This is a genomic window from Acinetobacter sp. YH12076 (assembly GCF_013419525.1).
GTDB lineage: Bacteria > Pseudomonadota > Gammaproteobacteria > Pseudomonadales > Moraxellaceae > Acinetobacter > Acinetobacter amyesii.
Map to the genome: position 1 here is coordinate 59,814 of NZ_VOZY01000009.1, position 16,213 is coordinate 76,026.

18 protein-coding genes and 1 pseudogene are annotated in these 16,213 nt (G+C 40.8%); 5 read left to right on the forward strand and 14 right to left on the reverse strand.

The window, feature by feature from the left end; genetic code table 11:
- Positions 1-52: 52 nt before the first annotated feature.
- From FTU22_RS10520 to FTU22_RS10530, 3 genes are all read left to right on the forward strand, one after another.
- Positions 53-1,336 (forward strand): ribonucleotide-diphosphate reductase subunit beta, encoded by a 1,284-nt coding sequence (locus FTU22_RS10520; RefSeq protein ID WP_078191110.1) that lies wholly within the window; start codon positions 53-55, stop codon positions 1,334-1,336.
- Between the two features lie 169 nt (positions 1,337-1,505).
- A complete protein-coding gene (locus FTU22_RS10525; protein WP_078192309.1) occupies positions 1,506-2,114 on the forward strand; it encodes a DUF805 domain-containing protein in 609 nt (202 codons plus the stop codon).
- Between the two features lie 64 nt (positions 2,115-2,178).
- Positions 2,179-2,778, forward strand: a complete 600-nt coding sequence (locus FTU22_RS10530) for a DUF805 domain-containing protein (protein WP_180094355.1) — start codon at positions 2,179-2,181, stop codon at positions 2,776-2,778.
- A 40-nt stretch (positions 2,779-2,818) separates the two neighbouring features.
- Here the strand turns inward: FTU22_RS10530 and FTU22_RS16330 are convergent, their stop codons facing one another.
- Together FTU22_RS16330 and FTU22_RS10540 are read right to left on the reverse strand one after the other, a co-directional pair.
- Entirely contained in the window at positions 2,819-3,232 is a 414-nt protein-coding gene (locus tag FTU22_RS16330) for a TM2 domain-containing protein (RefSeq protein ID WP_257225847.1), read from the reverse strand.
- Positions 3,233-3,325: 93 nt separating this feature from the next.
- Entirely contained in the window at positions 3,326-4,495 is a 1,170-nt protein-coding gene (locus FTU22_RS10540; RefSeq protein ID WP_180094356.1) for a low temperature requirement protein A, read from the reverse strand.
- Positions 4,496-4,790: 295 nt separating this feature from the next.
- Between FTU22_RS10540 and FTU22_RS10545 the strand changes: the two genes are divergently transcribed.
- The gene (locus FTU22_RS10545; protein WP_180094357.1) at positions 4,791-5,243 is read left to right on the forward strand and encodes a hypothetical protein; all 453 of its coding nucleotides are present in this window, start codon (positions 4,791-4,793) and stop codon (positions 5,241-5,243) included.
- 28 nt (positions 5,244-5,271) lie between these two features.
- Here FTU22_RS10545 and FTU22_RS10550 read toward each other — a convergent pair whose 3' ends face one another.
- On the reverse strand, positions 5,272-5,943 hold the full coding sequence (locus FTU22_RS10550) for an HAD-IA family hydrolase (RefSeq protein ID WP_180094442.1): 672 nt from the start codon (positions 5,941-5,943) through the stop codon (positions 5,272-5,274).
- A 98-nt stretch (positions 5,944-6,041) separates the two neighbouring features.
- On the opposite strand from FTU22_RS10550, the gene FTU22_RS10555 reads away from it, so the two are divergent.
- Positions 6,042-6,809 (forward strand): hydroxymethylpyrimidine/phosphomethylpyrimidine kinase, encoded by a 768-nt coding sequence (locus FTU22_RS10555; RefSeq protein WP_180094358.1) that lies wholly within the window; start codon positions 6,042-6,044, stop codon positions 6,807-6,809.
- A gap of 79 nt (positions 6,810-6,888) precedes the next feature.
- On the opposite strand, the gene FTU22_RS10560 is transcribed toward FTU22_RS10555, so the two are convergent.
- From FTU22_RS10560 to FTU22_RS10610, 11 genes and pseudogenes are all read right to left on the reverse strand, one after another.
- Complete coding sequence (locus tag FTU22_RS10560) at positions 6,889-7,941, reverse strand: DUF1176 domain-containing protein (RefSeq protein ID WP_180094359.1); 1,053 nt, start codon at positions 7,939-7,941, stop codon at positions 6,889-6,891.
- A gap of 90 nt (positions 7,942-8,031) precedes the next feature.
- On the reverse strand, positions 8,032-10,467 hold the full coding sequence (locus FTU22_RS10565) for an AI-2E family transporter (RefSeq protein ID WP_257225848.1): 2,436 nt from the start codon (positions 10,465-10,467) through the stop codon (positions 8,032-8,034).
- Positions 10,468-10,604: 137 nt separating this feature from the next.
- Complete coding sequence (locus FTU22_RS10570) at positions 10,605-11,051, reverse strand: nuclear transport factor 2 family protein (protein ID WP_218954980.1); 447 nt, start codon at positions 11,049-11,051, stop codon at positions 10,605-10,607.
- A gap of 25 nt (positions 11,052-11,076) precedes the next feature.
- On the reverse strand, positions 11,077-11,760 hold the full coding sequence (locus FTU22_RS10575; protein ID WP_180094360.1) for a DUF2939 domain-containing protein: 684 nt from the start codon (positions 11,758-11,760) through the stop codon (positions 11,077-11,079).
- Between the two features lie 238 nt (positions 11,761-11,998).
- Positions 11,999-12,283, reverse strand: a pseudogene (locus FTU22_RS10580) (YegP family protein).
- Between the two features lie 260 nt (positions 12,284-12,543).
- Positions 12,544-12,906 carry a 5-carboxymethyl-2-hydroxymuconate Delta-isomerase gene (locus FTU22_RS10585; RefSeq protein ID WP_180094361.1) on the reverse strand — a complete coding sequence of 121 codons (363 nt, stop codon included), beginning with the start codon at positions 12,904-12,906 and terminating at the stop codon, positions 12,544-12,546.
- Between the two features lie 162 nt (positions 12,907-13,068).
- The gene (locus FTU22_RS10590; protein ID WP_180023132.1) at positions 13,069-13,410 is read right to left on the reverse strand and encodes a zinc ribbon domain-containing protein YjdM; all 342 of its coding nucleotides are present in this window, start codon (positions 13,408-13,410) and stop codon (positions 13,069-13,071) included.
- A 156-nt stretch (positions 13,411-13,566) separates the two neighbouring features.
- Complete coding sequence (locus tag FTU22_RS10595; RefSeq protein WP_180094363.1) at positions 13,567-13,935, reverse strand: DUF488 domain-containing protein; 369 nt, start codon at positions 13,933-13,935, stop codon at positions 13,567-13,569.
- A gap of 44 nt (positions 13,936-13,979) precedes the next feature.
- Positions 13,980-14,426, reverse strand: a complete 447-nt coding sequence (locus FTU22_RS10600; RefSeq protein WP_078191122.1) for an SRPBCC family protein — start codon at positions 14,424-14,426, stop codon at positions 13,980-13,982.
- A gap of 329 nt (positions 14,427-14,755) precedes the next feature.
- On the reverse strand, positions 14,756-15,142 hold the full coding sequence (locus tag FTU22_RS10605) for a ribonuclease E inhibitor RraB (RefSeq protein WP_111884820.1): 387 nt from the start codon (positions 15,140-15,142) through the stop codon (positions 14,756-14,758).
- A gap of 135 nt (positions 15,143-15,277) precedes the next feature.
- On the reverse strand, positions 15,278-16,213 hold the full coding sequence (locus FTU22_RS10610; protein ID WP_180094365.1) for a hypothetical protein: 936 nt from the start codon (positions 16,211-16,213) through the stop codon (positions 15,278-15,280).

The following is a 16,213-nucleotide window of genomic DNA, read 5'->3' on the forward strand; positions in this document are numbered from 1 at the left end:
AGCGACGCTGGATGTCTATAAAAGATATAAAGCAACGAAGAGAGAACTGTTTATGTCTATCCTAAGTTGGGACGATTTCGAAGATGATGAACCGAAACAAGCTGCACAAGCTCACCAGCCTGCGCCCGTCGAACCGCAAAAAACGACTGATTCGCAAGTGGTATCTAATGCACAGCACTCATCGCCGAATTTGGCAGCTGCACAACCCGCTCGAACCAGTACAAATCGACCAACAGATCCAACCGATCCGTTGGCAAGAGCATCTAACGCTCTAGAAAATCTAGACGTTGCACCTGGCTTAGAAGAGCTAGAAATGGGTGCTCAGCGTGTTCAAGTTGACGATAAAGCGATGATCAACTGCCGCGCTGACTTAAACCAACTTGTACCGTTCAAATACGAATGGGCTTGGCAAAAATATCTAGACGGTTGCGCAAACCACTGGATGCCGCAAGAAGTGAACATGAACCATGACATCGCACTTTGGAAGTCTGAAAATGGCTTAACCGAAGATGAGCGTACCATTGTTATGCGTTCTTTAGGTTTCTTCTCGACTGCGGATTCTTTGGTTGCAAACAACTTGGTTCTTGCAATCTACCGTCACATCACCAACCCTGAATGCCGTCAGTACATCTTACGTCAATCATTTGAAGAAGCGATTCACACGCACGCTTACCAATACTGTATCGAATCTTTAGGCATGGACGAAGGCGAAGTCTTCAACATGTACCGTGAAATTCCTTCAGTGGCTCGTAAAGCAGCTTGGGGTCTAAAATATACACAATCTCTAAGTGATCCTACGTTCAAAACAGGTACACCTGAAAACGACCAAATCTTGCTTCGCAACTTGATCGCGTTCTACTGCGTACTTGAAGGTATCTTCTTCTACTGTGGTTTCAGCCAAATCTTGTCTATGGGTCGTCGTAACAAGATGAATGGTGTTGCTGAGCAATTCCAATACATCTTACGTGATGAATCTATGCACTTGAACTTTGGTATCGACATGATCAACCAAATCAAGATCGAGAACCCTCACCTATGGACTGCTGAGTTCCAAGAAGAAATCATTCAAATGATTCTTGAAGGTACGATGCTTGAAATCGAATATGCACGTGACACTATGCCACGCGGTGTATTGGGTATGAATGCAGGCATGATGGAAGAATACTTGAAGTTCATCTGTAACCGTCGTTTAAGCCAATTGGGCTTGCCTGAACAATTTGCTGGTGTGAATAACCCATTCCAGTGGATGTCAGAAATGATGGACTTACGTAAAGAGAAGAACTTCTTTGAAACTCGCGTAACGGATTACCAAACTGGTGGTGCGTTAAGCTGGTAATAAATTTTTCAGCGAAATATCATAAGCGGAACAAAGTGTTCCGCTTTTTTTATGAAGAATTTCATTCACCCAAGCAAATCTATGCATTTAATTTAATTCATATTCTGCTAATATAAAACGGTATAAAAATACATCAATTAATAAAAATCACATAATAAAAGAGGACAGAATGAAAGGTCAGATTTTAGATTATTCAGTACAAACCAATTCAGGCATTATCAGTGGAGATGATCAAAACCGTTATGAGTTTACAGGTGCAGAATGGCGTGGCCAAAACTCACCTAAACGCGGCGATCATGTAGATTTCGATATCAGTCCAGAAGGTCAAGCTGTTCAAGTATTCAATGCTCTTGGCAGCAGTAATCCTATTCAACAAATTTCACAGCAACTCGATAAAATTTCAAACCAAGACCAAGCTGAATCAAAATTCAACATGATTGATTGGTTTGTCAAATGTCTAAAAAATTATGCCAACTTTACTGGACGTGCACGCCGTAAAGAATATTGGTTTTTTGTATTGGTCTATCTTATCGCAATGATTATTACTCTGATTGTCGATTCAGTGCTTAGAACCAGAGGAATATTCACAGGTATTTTCATCTTAGCAATGGTTATTCCTTCCCTTTCTGTTGCAGTACGCCGTTTGCATGATATTAATAAATCTGGTTGGTATTGGTTAATACAAATGATTCCGCTCGTTGGACCAATTCTGGTTCTAATTTGGCTTGCAACGGAAACCAAACCTGAAGTAAACCAATGGGGACAACCTGCAAAATAAATAAAAAATCGTGGCTACTGTTCATCTAGCCACACTATCAACAGCACATTAACTCAGGAAAAATATGAAAGGACAAATACTAGATTTTTCGATTCAAACTAATACTGGGGTGATTAGTGCTGAAGATGGAAAACACTATCAATTTGCTGGTCATGAATGGCGAGGTCAAAGACCACCTACACGTGGAGAACAGGTTGATTTTGCTTTGGATGAAAGTGGGCAAGCGATTCAAGTCTATATTGCATTACGCCAACAAAGTTTTTCCACCAATACGCGAACAAACTACAGTGAAGAAGAGGAAAACTATGACTTTTTCGCGTGGTCATTCAAACCACTGAAAAAGTTTGCTGAATTTGAAGGACGTGCTCGACATAAAGAGTTCTGGTTCTTTTGGCTATTTTGTATATTGGTCACTATACTTGCCTCTGTTTGCGATTTCGTAATTGGCAGTGAACCTTGGCTAGAAAATATTACCAATATCGTTTTACTCATTCCTAGCTTAGCTGTTGGCGCACGTCGACTACATGACACGGGACGTTCGGGTTGGTGGCAACTTTTAATGCTCACAATCATTGGGATCATCCCACTGATTATATGGTGGGCTACAGACACCAAAGCCGAGAACAACCAATGGGGTCAACCCGCTAGAGATCTGCAACAATAAAATAAGGCGCACAATGCGCCTTATCTTTTAACACAAAAATTTAGCCATATTTACGTGCAAAATCTTCATCTGAAGTGCATAGATAAATAATAAATTCAATAAAAGCAACAATGGATGGAATAAAGGTCCAACAGAATAGTAGATACACAATCCCCCATCCAATACGACCCAAATAGAATTTATGGATACCAAATCCACCAAGGAAGAATGCTAAGAGTGCAGCAACAATTCGACTCTTTTGACCGTATTGCGTGCCTAAAGCATTCGGCACAGCGACTAAGTAAATATCGGTTACGTAACCCATTCCACTTGTCTCAAAATCAACAAATTGTCCACGAGCAGGAACAGTTTGTCCTTTCCAATCGCTTCCAGAAAATTGATAACGATTCTGATCATCTCCGCTGATGATGCCTGTATTATTTTGAACAGAAAAATCTAGTATTTGCCCTTTCATATAATCCTCTATGTTTTATCTTTATTTGATGATTCTTGGACGTTATTTTCATCAGCAATATAACGAATTATTGATGAATATCATATCATTAACTTATCTTGCCAAATAGCATTTTGTAAACATCAAACGCAGTGCATATACCACTGCCATCGCAAATATTGCATAACCTGCAGGTGTGATAAACAACGGAATACACAAAACAATCACCACGGTTAAAGGATATAAAAGTTTTCTAAAACCACTTTGATGATGCAATTCATGGAGTAAATATAAACTTGTCGTATAAATCACAAGGCTGATCGCCACAAAGTAGCTTTCATTTTCAGAACTAATCAGTGCCTCATGCGAAACCACATCGACTGCGGCAGCTAAACTAGCACCAATCGCCGCGATACTAATAAAGACAAAGAAATGTCCATACCCCCAAGTAAATGCCATTTTTCGGCTATTTAAACGCTCTGCAATACTGGTATCAAAATAAGACCACCACATGGTGAACATCATCATCAGGCCGCCTACCATCAAAAAGATCAGTTCAGTACTAAAACGCTGATTTGTTAATGCATCAGTCATCGCAATCGAACAGCCGACAATAGATTCGCCTAAAACGATAATGGTGAGCAGTGAATATCGCTCTGCAATATGATGCGCATGCCAAGGTGTACGGCTTGCAGCTTCTGCAAAAACTGGCACAGAAAGTTCAGCAATTGCGAGCAAAATGAAAAGATAAACGGTGAAATGCAGCGGTGAAAAATGAAAGAACAGCCACCCGACTTGTACCAGTATGATGCCAAACGCATAGCGTAATGCAGTTTTCCGACGGGACAGATCATGCTTTGCAACGCGAAACCACTGCGTAACTAAGCCTAGACGCATAATGGCATAACCAATCACAATTACGTCAAAATCCTGCTTTTGAAATGCGCTTGGAATACCTGCAGCAATGACCAAAGAGCCAATAATCTGAACAAAAGTTAAGATTCGATAGAGCGCATCATCATTATCATATGCTGAGGCAAACCAACTAAAGTTCATCCACGCCCACCACAAAGCAAAAAACACCATGCCATACAGCGTTAAACCCTGAGCTAAATGATTTTCAACAATGGCATGATGCAGTTGCTGCCCTGCGGTTGCGATCGCGACCACAAAGATCAAGTCAAAAAGCAATTCTAAAGAGGTCGCGACACGATGATGCTCATGTGGATCACGTGGGTGCAAAGGTTTGAGCCACTGACTAGGGAATAAAAATGATTTGGACATAGCATTCAGCTTTATTGTTTTCTGTCTGAATTTTTTCAAAAGCCTGAAACAGTTACAAGATCGATTACATAAATCAGATGAGAAACAGTTTTCTAGAAAAAGGATAATGGCTTTAAAAACCTACTTAAGCGTTTGATATTTCAATCATGGAAGTAAAAATTCAAAGTGACAAAACTGCGAAAGACGTTTAAAACAAAAACTCGATAGATCGATGTGTTTTTTATATCTCAGCTATATTTTTCTCTAAATTTTAATGACATACTGCTAGTAATTAAAAAAATAATGAAACCGAAAAGTGATGTTAAAAGAAAAATTAGCGTCTTTTCCTGACGCAGTTTGGGTACAGATCCATTATGATCAAATGCAAGTTTTAACGCGCGATCATCAAATTGTAGCTGAACAAAACTGCCATCTGGCTTTTATAGAACGTGGAAGTTTTGTCCGAAACTATCATGTTGCAGAACAGTGCTTCAACCAACTCATACAACAGATCCACTTCAAGTGGTATGAGTTTGGACAGCCGGTTATTTTTATTCAGTTAAAAGAACGCTTAAGTGAAGAAGTCAGCGCACTCGAACTACAAGCCATTCAAGAAATGGCTCTAAGCGCAAATGCGCATTTTGTATTTGTTTACGACAAACATGGTATCGCACTCGAAGCAGAAACCATCAAAAATGATGAGTCACCTTTGCTCAAATGGTTTTTCTGTGGGGTGATCTTGCTCATTTTGCTGATTATCTTTAAATAATCAGCTTCATTCGCAAGGGTAAATCAAACTACGATACTTTCTGCTGCTGCAATTGCTCAATACTCGAAATCAAATCGTTAAAACGATCAATCACCAGAGCCGGTGCAGCCGTTTGAATTTCTTCTGCACTACCATAACCATAGCTCACAGCAATACTCGGCACAGCATTACGGCGTGCGCCTAAAATATCGTACTCACGGTCTCCCACCATCACACATTCCTTCGCATCCAACTGTTCTTGCTGCAAAATGTATTCAATTAAATCGCCTTTGTTGGTGCGCTCACCGTTCAGTTCACTGCCATAGATCACAGTAAAATATTGTGCCAAATCAAAATGTTCTAAAATTTGGCGGGCATAGACCGTCGGCTTTGCTGTAGCAACATACAAGCGAAAACCTTGCTGTTGTAAAGTTGCTAGAGTGTCGGCAACCGCAGGATAGACTTTATTTTCAAATAAGCCGGTCACTGCAAAGCGCTCGCGATAACCAAGTAAAGCCTGATCTGCAAGTACATTATGCACATCGACATTGAGGATTTTTGCCAAAGAGGCTTTTAAAGGCGGCCCAATGATCCAATCGATATTGGTTTCATCCGAAATGGGATGTCCAATTTTCGCCAGTCCATAGCGTGCTGAAGTGGTAATGCCTACTTTTGGATCTGTTAATGTTCCATCGAGATCGATCAATATATTCTTAATCACAGCTTTTACCTTATCCATTCACTTCTGCAAAAATACTATCGAGTGTTCGCTCAAAGTTGCCTATACTATCGTAAATTTTGTGTAATAAGGACATCATTGTGCGCCCTACTGTACTGTGCTTTTCAGGTCTTGACCCTTCAGGTGGTGCAGGACTGCAAGCGGACATTGAAGCCATTGGTCAAAGTGGTGCACATGCTGCCATTGCGTGTACAGCATTAACCGTTCAAAACTCACAACAAGTGTATTCGTTTGAAGCAACCTCTCGCGAGTTATTGTTGGCTCAAGCACATGCTGTCGTCGGCGACCTCCCTATTCGCTGTGTAAAATCAGGAATGTTAGGAACGACTGAAAATATCGCGGCTCTCGCTGAGTTTTTACGTGAACATCCCGAATATCATTATGTTCTCGACCCCGTTTTAGTTGCCAATAGTGGTGGTTCTTTGGGCGATCAAGCAACTTTGGTCAAAGCCTTTGCAGAACTGATTCCTCTTGCCACTGTGCTTACACCCAATACCGTAGAATTACGTGCGCTCACAGGTGAAGAGGATATTTCTAAAGCAACTGCGCAACTTTTTGCGATGGGCGCTCAAGCGGTATTAGTAAAAGGTGGCCATGAAAATACGCCAGACTATATCCAAAACTCGTTGTACATTCAGGGTGAATTAGTTTCTGAAACCCGTTGTCCACGACTAGATGGGGAATATCACGGCTCAGGCTGCTCATTGGCGAGTTTTATAGCTGGGCGTTTAGCCTTAGGTGATGAGCTCAAAGCAGCTGTTCATCATGCCGAAACATGGCTATTTGGTGTGTTGAAAATCGCTGAATCACCTGTTGTGGGCGGACAAAAAATTCCAAAACGTTTTTAGTATTGTTGGTTATTCATGTTAAGCCGATAAAAACTACTTTATATGATTTAAAAGCCCTGTATATCAGGACTTTTTGTAATTAAGAGTCGAGTTGAACCCAATATACTAAGGTTGGAATTTCCCATGCACCGCCAGTAAATCCTTTGCACTGTGTGGTTTTTGCCATATAAGTTTGGATAAAGCGCTGACCGTTCCACGACCATTCCCCTTTACTTTGACAATCACCAATGCCTCGTCCACGTTGGTTGGAGAAAATTTGTCCTTCACTAAACCCACTTCCAGAAAAGGTCACGGATTGTTTGATTTGCTTTAAGTTACGATCCATCAGCCAATAGCCATTACCACTGTTATATGCCCCACGCCAACATGGCACTTCGACCAAGGCATTTTTTCCATTGATTGGAAACACCACGACTCGATCATCCTCTAAGAAATTTGCATCAAAGAGTTGAGGACAATCTTCTACTGTCGTTTTTTTCTTTATCAATCCAAATAATTGTTTGGCTGTGGGCGCATTGACGGCATACCGCGTTTGTAAGCCCTTACTGTAATTTTGAATATTCACTTTCGGAATACTTTTCGGTTTGAGTACATTGGCCGAACTGCTATTGGCTTTACGTAATAATGCAGAATTTGTCCCTATGCGCTTTTGAAAATCATCCATACGGAGCAAAACCGCACTAGCACCCTGCACGGACAATAACCATGTTTTGTTGTTGCCTTTCCACACAATCGGTTGATTGGCTTGCAAAGCTTGAATCAGTTTTTGAGTTTGAGCTGCACTTAACTGACCTTCCGCAGTTTTGGCATCAAGCTGCACAGTTCCCTGATTTTTACCTAAAATATAAAGTTGAAGTGGTTGATTTGCCGCACTGAAGGTTTCAGGATCGAGTTTCACTCGTGCGCTGACTTGCGCTTGAGCTCCCGCAGCACGTTGTAATAACACAGAAATAGCAGGCTGATTGCCCTCCGCTTGATAACCTGCAACGCGACAAGTCCCCGTATTATCACAAGCGATTTCCCAATCCTTATGTGAAAAATAGTTTCCTTGAATTTGAGCAAAGCTCACACTACAACCCAATGCAGCAACGTAGCCCAATAGAAGTTGCCAGATGACATTATTTTTGTTCATGTCTTTGGCTCAAAATAATTATATTAGAACCATCTTAAAATGCTTTTCACCGAAACTCCAGTCTTAAAAGATCTGCTGCATCATTTGAAATTATGAAGACGAATCATTCAGTTGCTGTATCTCCTCACATTTTTTTCGCTTCACATTTTCATCACTGAGCGTATTCATCAAATCTGCCGCCAGGCCTTTTAACAGACTCATATCATCATCGGTCATTTGATTCGGTTGGCGATCTAAAACACAGAAACTTCCCAACGCCACCCCATTACGATCTCTAAGTGCAACGCCTGCATAAAAGCGAATACGGTTATGCATCAATTCAGGTAAATGCGCAAAGCGTGGGTCACGTTGTAAGTCTTCAATAATCAGGCGTTCATTTTGATACACCAAATGGCTGCAGATCGAGTCTTGCTTCGACTGGCGCACCTGCATCGGTTGCTCAGTAGCCTCAGCCAAAGGACTACCTGGGGTATAAACCCAATCTTGCTTGACCCAAGAAATTTGCGCATATTTCACATCGAAGGCTTGTCGAGCTTCTTCAATATATTGTTCAAAGATCGGTAAATTCCGCTCATCCAAAACATTCAGTTCTTCTAATGCTTTTAAGCGCTGCGCTTCAACACTAGGATCAGGCTCATCCAACCAAGATTCACCCTGCTTCAATTGAAAAGCTTCAATGGTTAATAACAAGTCATTCATATTATTGACCACTGCATCGACGGTGAAATTTTCTTTGATTGCATCTAATTGCTTTACTTCATCACAGCTCCAGAGTGCAAAAATCAGTTTTTTATCCGGAAACTGTGCCTTAAAAACATGGCTTAGTAGGCGAATTTGAGCTTCGGGTGCCGTATGGAAAATCGAAATACAGACGATCTGAATATCTGCTTGGATATCATCTATACTTTGATGCTGATTTTGTATCAGTACGTCGCTAAATGCCTGTGCCGGAATACCGCTTAAGCTTAGGCCATGCGCCAACATAGCCGATACTTGAACATCTATTTCCCAACGTGCGCCGATACAAAAAACCTCAGTTTTCTGATCCTGCTGTGCCACTGGATATGCCCGTTGAAAACTATGATTAAACAGTTTTAATCCCTGATGTAAACGTAGTCGATGTTCAGCACTGGCCTCGGTGTTGTGGCCTCTCGAAAAAATCCGTATGGCTGGAATCGCGACTTTGGCATAAAACGCATTAACCCGACGTGCCTTGATTTCATCCTTCGCCTCCTTCGGTAACTTTTCAGCAATAAAATTTTGTGCGACATCCACGGCATCTTGCACATCATCAGCGACTAATCTTTGATAGAAGCGCTCATGCGGTGCCAATGCAGGCGTACTACCGATCAGGGTTTTAATAAAACCTAAGGATGGTACATAGCTCGAAAGCACCAATAAACATGCGGTTAAAGGCGTCGATAAAATTAAACCAATTGGCCCCCACACAGCCGTCCAAAACATGGCGGCAAGAATAATGGCTAAGGTTGAAAGTCCGGTACTTTCCCCATATAACCAAGGCTCAATAATATTATTACTGACCAATTCCAAGAGCAAAATTAAACCCACTGTCCATAGCACCATATTCCATGTGGGATCTACCGCAAAAGCCAATGCAATGGGGAAAATCGCAGAAATCATTGGGCCGACATAGGGAACAAAGCGCATCACTATCGCCACCATTCCCCACATAATTGCTGCCGGCACCCCAATAAACCAAAGTCCCAAGGCCATCGGAATACCGTAGGTCACATTGACCATCAGCTGCATACGTAAATATTTACCGATACGATTGGCGGCTTCATCTAGTGCGTCTGTTCCGATATTTAAATTGCCGCCCAGCAGCTTAAGGAAACGGTCATGCAAATCTTTCCGATTGACCAAAATCAGAATCACAAACAAAAATACAATACCTGCGGTTGCCAAGGGATTGAGCACCCGCTCACTCCAAGCCATGACCGCTTCAGCCGTGGTTTGTTGTTGTCCCACCACTTCCACTTGCTGCACTTTAGGATTTTTCTCTTCAGGCACCACATCATCTATCGAGTTTTCAACAGTATCTATGGTGGTTTTTGCGCCATCCCAAACACTTGGGCCGCGTGCAAATTGACGAATTGAATCCATTTTCTTTTGAATCGTACCGTGATATTGCGGTAACTCTTGGCTTAATTGCCCCAATTGATAACCCAAATAAGAGGCCGCGCCGGACAAAATCGCCAAAGCCAAACCGACCACAATAAATATCGATGGCATCTGTGGTAGTCCCCAACCTCGGAGTTTCATCACCAAAGGGTCAACTAAAAAAGCCAATAAGATTGCGAGTGCCAATGGAATAAAAATATCTTTACCAAGATATAAGGCTGCAATCAGCAAACTGCAGATGATGAATCCTGCCGTGATTCGAATCACTTTATGTAAATCTGCAGGGGGCATTTGCTTCGAGGCGTTCAGGTCTTGTAAGCCTTGCTTTTGACCTGATGGTGATGATTCAAAATCTTGCGCTAATTTATTATTTTTATGATCCATTTTCTTATCCTGAACGATGGTCATTATTTTTTAATTTAGGCTGAAGTTTTAGAACTGCATACGCATTTCATGTAATGATTTGCAAAGAAAAAAACAGAGCGACATGGCTCTGTTTTCATACTGTGTTTTGGGATGAATTAAAAGGTAATCACTTTACTTTGGTGAGTCACAATATCCACTGGAACAGAAATATGTTGATGAACGATCTTCCATTGAGTCTGTGTTTTTTTCATCCCAATGGTGTTACGACACCATGAGATCCCTGGCGTTGGTATTCCACTCTTATCATCAATTTTGGAATAACAGTGCAGAAAGGCAATATCAGGTTCTGCATGGATGACCAGTTCCCGCCTAAACACCTTTAAACCTTCACGAAAATACTCCCGATAAAATTCCCACATTTTTTGATATGCCATTAAGCCGCGCATTTCACAACTGGCATCAAAAAAGTACACATCTGCTGCGCAGGATTCAGCAATATTTTCAATTTTCAATTGGCAGATGACCTCATCCCAATTGGCTAAAAATTGCAGAATTTCGTCAGCGGCCTGTTGGTCACCGACTATTTTGATTTTATCTTGCATCTCTGGCACCTATTTATTTTATTTTTTATGAAGCATTGTTCTGGGCGGCGTTTGGAAGTTGAATTTCAACGATCTTCCAGCTCCAACCACGGCGTTGCATACTAAATACGGTATATTTTGCTTCGCTTAGGCCTTGGAGCGGCACATACAGATCAAATCGATTCCAAGCGCTGTAGCTGGCTTTAGGTTCAAGTGGCTGGCTTTGCTTTAAAGCTGCAGCGGTTGTAGTTGCATCATTTTTGGATAATGTTGATGTATGAGGTGGTTTTGCGACCTTATTTTCAGCATGCGTGAATAGTTCAATCCCTGAGCTAATCATGCTCGGATTGGTCAGTTTGGTTATTTCTGGTAGTTGGATCGACTCTTTTAATGCTTTGCCTTGTAAAAGCAGCATGATACTGGTTGGATTGACCAGACTGTCGACTAGCGTTGCACTCAGGACTGTGCTGAGCTGCCCACCCCAAGACTGGGCGAATTCGGGTAAATGCTGTAGCCCAGTTTTCTGTTGAATGAGGTCTTCGACTTGTGGTTTTAGACTCGATTTGACTGCCGAAAAATCGATATATTGAGCAATTTTTTCAGGTTGATTGTGCTCATAGGCTTGACGTATTTGGAACAGCACCCAATACGGAGACGCAATCATCCAACCCAAGACGATGATCAAGATCGCAATGAGCCCATAATACAAAATATGATTCTGCTTATTCATCGTTCACCACTCTAGCCAGTGAAGTTGTGGTACTTCCTTGTACCGTTAAATAAGCCTGCTCTAGATTGAATAGCATCCAACCTAACAGCGCTTATCTGAGAACCATATAGCTTTTGATCTTGTGATTTTGACGAGCCTTCAGGTTTGTTCATCTCGCTTTGGCTGTCTTAATCAGGTTGTTTCAAATTTAAGCTGTTAATTCTCTAATTTGGGTATTCGCACCATGGGTTTTAACTGACTAAATGCCTTTATCGCGCGATTGCTCACTGGCATAAAATTGGCTGATCCCAATAATATGATGGTTTGCCGCTTTCAGATTGAAATATGGTTTACCATTATTAACATTCAGTCGTTCAAAGCGACTATCATCTGCACTGTTGTTTTGGACAGACTCAATCCCGTTTTGTGATGATGCTTAAACTTTATATAATTCACTCGTTAAAATGTTTTCACCGTTCCCTGCTTTTAATACAAAACGAAACTGCTGATCATTAGAATGACTGATCTCGTACCATCCCGACATATGTTACCCCTTCATTTTCATTGTTTTATCTATTATTCGATCAGGATTTATTATTGGAAATTGAACCTGATCTACAAAATATAAATGAACCCAGTCACATTTTTCAATGTCTTTTTTGATCAGAGTAAAGGCTTAAAATTTAATCACTAAGAAAATGATTTTTAATAGATAATTCCAATCAAAAAAACCGACCGAAGTCGGATTTCATCATGATGTATTTGTGAATAGATGCGCTTTACTCAACGTATTGAATAAAGGGCTTAAGGACTGAGGATCTGCTTTGAATATGTCGCTTTATTCATTTCTAAAATTTCTACACAAAGTTGCACTTCTACTGCTGACGCTGTGACATGTTGTTTCAACACGTCCAATAACAACAATGAAATTTGCTTTTGAACTTCAACCGTTCTACCCGTCAATAATGAAACTTTGGCATGCATATACGCATGTTGAGCGTGTTCATCCAAACCCACAACAAAATCTTCCTGAGCGACAGCTCGGCTCTTAATATCATTAATGGCACTGACATGACCCGATTCAAATAAGGCAGCGTTCAGCGCTTTAAGTAAAGGACGAGGCTCCAGCTCAAGGTTATTGGAATATTCCAAATGAATATGCGGCATAGTAAAGACATTTCAAACCCATAATGCCTCTATTATGCAGGCTGAAAAATAAAATCTATAGCGGATTAGTTATCTATTTCATCTTTAAGTAGACATCCCAAGCCAAGTGTGGCCTTCGCTTAGGATGATTGAAGATTGCTTTAAAGCGAACAATAACGAAACTTAAACTTTTTTCACGTATTCAGATTTGAGTTTCATTGCTCCTATACCATCAATTTTACAGTCAATGTCATGACCATCTGTTGCATCAGCTAAAAGACGGATATTTTTAACTTTTGTGCCCACTTTCACCACTGAAGATGAACCTTTAATTTTAAGGTCTTTCACCACAGTAACCGTGTCACCATCGGTCAATACATTGCCATTGGCATCTTTAATCACTAACTGTTCATCTGCAGCGCTTTCGCCTTCACGCCATTCGTGTGAGCATTCAGGACAAATCAGTAAGTCACCATCATTATAGGTATATTCAGAATTACATTGGGGACAATTGGGTAAAGACATAAAAGACCTCAAAAAAGATGGATGCAAAAATCCATAAAAACTTAATATAACATTTTTATGTATTTCATAAACTTAAAAACCATAAATTTCGTATGGTTTAATCACCTTGTGAACGTCGTAAATTTCACAACGCTACAGCACTTGAAGGTTTAAATTTTAGATCTCTAATGAGGTGTTTAATATCAACGCTTTTAAGATATGCGCATGATTTTTATCCATATGTTTGGCCGCTGTGAGTAAGGTCAGCGGCTCCTCTTTTTCCCATGCCCGCAGTTGTTCTAACTCGGCTTGATGGGGCTGTATTTCTTGCAAATAGCGCTGCTTAAACTCGTTCCATCGAGAAGCCATTGCTTCGTCTTGATGGTACCAACGACGTAAATCTGTCGATGGCGTCAATGCCTTCGGCCACAAATCTAGCTCTGCGCTCACTTTACTGATACCACGCGGCCACAAGCGATCGACCAATATGCGTTTACCGTCGTCTGGGCTTATCTCATCATAAATACGTTTAATGTGTACAGTCATTAAGCCCTCCTTCGCCTATTTATAGTTTTCGATCATTCTTCAGATTATTCATCGGGGATCGCTGGATTCACTAAAAAAGCCAGCAACTGTAAAGATTCCTGCCAACCCAAATAACAGGCATCAGGTGGAATAACGCTCGGCAACCCTGCCTGTACAATCGTCACTTCGGTTCCTACTGAGACCGCTTTAAACTCAACAGTGACTTCGATTTCACCGGCTAACTCTGGCATATCAAATTGGTCTGTATAGCGCAGTAAATGATTCGGCACGACTTCATGATAATCACCATGAAAAGCGTGTGTGGTTCCCGTTGAAAAATTTTGAAACGACATACGGTACGAGCCACCTACACGCACATCCGAATGTTCCACATGGGCAGTAAATCCATGCGGTGCCATCCATTTAACCAAAGCATCTGGCTCCACAAAGGCACGATAAACGCGCTCTACAGGCGCACTAAAAACACGATGTAATCGAACAGTATTGCTCATGATGATGTCCTTTTGTCATTGTTTTCACTGAATCATCCACATGCATTCACCCTCGCTTTATCGTCAATTTTTATCACACTGAAACGTTCTAAATGAAACAGCTTTGAAACGTGCGAGAAAGGTTATTGCTGTTCAATACTATAGCGAATCCTACAGATTGATCCCATCACTTTAACGCAATGCCTTGTTATGTTTTGTGAGCTGCATTCATATTAACTTGAATTTAAATTGTTTAAAAATATATACTTAACCCAACATTCCTACAATTTAAAAAATAAAAACCCAGTTGAATCACTGGGTTCTTATTGCTAAAGATGCAATAGTTAGACTTAGCTCAATTGTGCTTCATCTTCATCCAAATCATCATCTTCATAGATATAAGCCATACAACCCCAGCCGTCATATTCGCCCGAATGTTGTTCCGCAATTTTAATAAACCACTGCTCTAAATCAACGATATCTTCATAATCAGGCTCCATATAAACATAGACCGTGATAATCCATTCCACGCGATCTGATTCTTCATCTTGGAACAATGAAATTTTTTGCTCTTCTTTCAATAAGTACAATGCACACTGTTCAGCCTGCGCTTCGTTGGAAAAGGCAATTGAATATTCGATTTCGTGCGGCACAGATAGATCGTCACCATCTTGCTGCATCTGCCACAGCACATTGCCATTATCATCATCTGGAAATTGTTTAAAATCACGAGTCATTGTACTTTCCCTTATCGTTTATGAATTTTATTCTGTTGACTTAGATTAACGGATAATTGTTGCAATTTGCATTAGCGAAATCTCTTTCATCATAAAAAAAGACCGCCGAAGCGATCTTTCTTATAACAATTCAAATTAAACCACAACTTCCATATTGGCCTGAGTTTCTTTGAAATGTAAAACCAAAGCTGCCATTTTCAATTCTTCTAAGCGTAATTGTAGATAACTGTCGAGTACCCGTGCCTGACTAAAATGTACACCATGCGCATTGAGCAAGGTGAAATCATCCGCCAAAGCCTGCAATAGCTCACCTAAGTTTTTGGTATTTAATTGGGCTAAATACAAATCAGCACGACTATTAAACACCAATGTAAATAATTGCATCGCAGCCAAACGACGTTCTTCATCAACATAATTACATTTTGCAGTCGATTGCTGCTCCATTGCATCAATCATTTTGCAACGTACCGCAGTCAAATTTTGCTTTGCCGCAGATTCATTCATGCCATCCATCAGCTGATCTAAAATACTCTGTAAGGGTAAAAAGAATGTTGACTGATAGCCCCTTATTTTGTTGTCCAAAGCACGGTTGATGTTTTCCAAATGATGCTGATCCAGCGCTTGGCTATACAAACCCTTTAACTCGGCACGGGCTTGTTCCTGTATTTGTGATTTAGCTTTTTCTTGATATTTGCTCAAATACTGACGCACTTGTTCGATCTGTGCGCGAATATCATTCAACATGATATCGGCATTGGCTTTGGTGACTTCCACCAAACCATCAGCCTGTAAAGTTCGATACTCAACATATTGTTCAATATCCACAATATGTTGATATTTCGCTACTTTATCGACTTGGATTTTGAGCCCACAGTTTTGAATACGTAATTGACTGATTGCATAATTCAATTCATCTTGCTGAGACTCTGTTTCAGCCAGTTTTAACCGCGCACGATCGAAGTTTTCCTGCAGTGAACGTAGGGTTTTATCATTTTTCAATTTGCGGTTATATACAAAAAGGAGAGCCACAATTAATAGGATGATAAGGACGATTAAAGCAATATTGACCAT

What these genes read in the sequence shown, in the direction of transcription:
- FTU22_RS10520 (WP_078191110.1), top strand. Translation starts at nt 53, where the DNA reads ATGTCTATCCTAAGTTGGGACGATTTCGAAGATGATGAACCGAAACAA.
- FTU22_RS10525 (WP_078192309.1), top strand. Translation starts at nt 1,506, where the DNA reads ATGAAAGGTCAGATTTTAGATTATTCAGTACAAACCAATTCAGGCATT.
- FTU22_RS10530 (WP_180094355.1), top strand. Translation starts at nt 2,179, where the DNA reads ATGAAAGGACAAATACTAGATTTTTCGATTCAAACTAATACTGGGGTG.
- FTU22_RS16330 (WP_257225847.1), bottom strand. Translation starts at nt 3,232, where the DNA reads ATGAAAGGGCAAATACTAGATTTTTCTGTTCAAAATAATACAGGCATC.
- FTU22_RS10540 (WP_180094356.1), bottom strand. Translation starts at nt 4,495, where the DNA reads ATGTCCAAATCATTTTTATTCCCTAGTCAGTGGCTCAAACCTTTGCAC.
- FTU22_RS10560 (WP_180094359.1), bottom strand. Translation starts at nt 7,941, where the DNA reads ATGAACAAAAATAATGTCATCTGGCAACTTCTATTGGGCTACGTTGCT.
- FTU22_RS10565 (WP_257225848.1), bottom strand. Translation starts at nt 10,467, where the DNA reads ATGGATCATAAAAATAATAAATTAGCGCAAGATTTTGAATCATCACCA.
- FTU22_RS10570 (WP_218954980.1), bottom strand. Translation starts at nt 11,051, where the DNA reads ATGCAAGATAAAATCAAAATAGTCGGTGACCAACAGGCCGCTGACGAA.
- FTU22_RS10575 (WP_180094360.1), bottom strand. Translation starts at nt 11,760, where the DNA reads ATGAATAAGCAGAATCATATTTTGTATTATGGGCTCATTGCGATCTTG.
- FTU22_RS10585 (WP_180094361.1), bottom strand. Translation starts at nt 12,906, where the DNA reads ATGCCGCATATTCATTTGGAATATTCCAATAACCTTGAGCTGGAGCCT.
- FTU22_RS10590 (WP_180023132.1), bottom strand. Translation starts at nt 13,410, where the DNA reads ATGTCTTTACCCAATTGTCCCCAATGTAATTCTGAATATACCTATAAT.
- FTU22_RS10595 (WP_180094363.1), bottom strand. Translation starts at nt 13,935, where the DNA reads ATGACTGTACACATTAAACGTATTTATGATGAGATAAGCCCAGACGAC.
- FTU22_RS10600 (WP_078191122.1), bottom strand. Translation starts at nt 14,426, where the DNA reads ATGAGCAATACTGTTCGATTACATCGTGTTTTTAGTGCGCCTGTAGAG.
- FTU22_RS10605 (WP_111884820.1), bottom strand. Translation starts at nt 15,142, where the DNA reads ATGACTCGTGATTTTAAACAATTTCCAGATGATGATAATGGCAATGTG.
- FTU22_RS10610 (WP_180094365.1), bottom strand. Translation starts at nt 16,213, where the DNA reads ATGGTCAATATTGCTTTAATCGTCCTTATCATCCTATTAATTGTGGCT.